1 protein-coding gene is annotated in these 1,448 nt (G+C 72.8%); it reads left to right on the top strand.

Annotated elements, in window-relative coordinates; translation table 11 throughout:
* Window positions 1–197 precede the first annotated feature (197 nt).
* A complete protein-coding gene (locus tag ACZ42X_RS32855) occupies window positions 198–1,301 on the top strand; it encodes an AI-2E family transporter (RefSeq protein ID WP_468297988.1) in 1,104 nt (367 codons plus the stop codon).
* The last annotated feature ends 147 nt before the right edge of the window (window positions 1,302–1,448 follow it).

Raw genomic sequence — 1,448 nt, 5'->3', positions numbered from 1 at the left:
CCCCCCCCCCCCCCCCCCCCCCCCCCCCCCCCCCCCCCCCCCCCCCCCCCCCCCCCCCCCCCCCCCCCCCCCCCCCCCCCCCCCCCCCCCCCCCCGCTCCGTGCGTCGTCGCCCGTACGCGGCGGCAGCAAGGCGTGAGCCGGGCGGCGGGGGCACCACGCTGAAAGCGGAGTGGGGCCCGCCCATAGGGTGCCCCCATGCCTGCTTCGTTGAGTTCCACGAAAACCGCCGCCGCACTGCGCACATCGGCCCGCGTCTCCGTCGAGTTGCTGTTGGTCCTTCTGGCAACCTCGGTGGCGCTGTGGCTTCTGGGACGGATGTGGTCGGTCGTCTGGCCTCTCATCGTGGGCTTGTTCCTCACCACACTGACCTGGCCCCTTGCCGCCTTCCTGCGTCGTCGGGGATGGCCTGCGGCCCTGGCTGCCGCGGTGGTGACCGTGCTGTTCCTGCTCGTGGTCACGGGCATCGCGGCGCTGATCGCGGTTCCGGTGGCGTCACAGGCCGGTGAACTGGCCGACGGGGTGGTCGCCGGTATCGAGAGGCTGCGCGAGTGGGCCGCCGGGCCGCCGCTGCACATCGGCGACGACCAGATCACCGGTGCCCTGGACACGGCCGTCGCCCGCGTCCAGGACAGCATCGGGAGCATGGTCACCGCGGTGGTCACGGGGGTGGGCACCGTCGTCAACGGTGTGGTCACCGCCGTGCTCGCGCTCTTCTTGATGTTCTTCTTCCTCAAGGACGGTCCGCGGTTCCTGCCCTGGCTGGCCCGTCAGCTCCCCGGCCGCCTCGCCACCGACATCCCGGTCGTGGCCGAGCGCGGTTGGGAGACGCTCGGCGCGTTCGTGCGGTCCCAGGCGTTCGTCGGTCTGCTCGACGCCGTTCTCATCGGCATTGGCCTGTGGGTCCTCCAGGTGCCCCTCGTGCTCCCGCTCGCGGTCCTGACCTTCGTGTCCGCGTTCGTACCGATCGTGGGTGCGCTCTTCGCCGGTCTGGTCGCGGTGCTCATCGCCCTCGTCTCGAACGGTCTGACGGACGCGCTGATCGTTCTGGTGATCATCGTCGTGGTGCAGCAGCTCGAGGGAAACGTGTTCCAGCCCATGATCCAGAGTCGCGGGCTCGGCCTGCACGCGGCGGTGGTGCTCCTGGCCGTCACGCTGGGCGGCAGCCTGGCCGGCATCGTGGGCAGCCTGCTCGCGGTACCGGCCGCCGCGCTGATCGCGGTGGTCTGGAACTACGTGCGCGAGCAGCTGCGGGAGCCGGAGGTCGACGAGTCGCCCTCGGAGCCGGTCGTCTCTTCGTAAAAGAGGTCGTCGCGGGGGGGGGGGGGGGGGGGGGGGGGGGGGAGGGGGGGAAGGGGGGGGGGGGGGAGGGGGGGGGGGGGGGGGGGGGGGGGGTAGCGACGTAGCAAAGGGCAATACGCAGCTGCGCGACGCGATCAAGGCGGCCCT

This window comes from Streptomyces sp. NPDC030862, from assembly GCF_055571835.1.
This window is presented reverse-complemented; position numbering and strand designations above follow the sequence as displayed.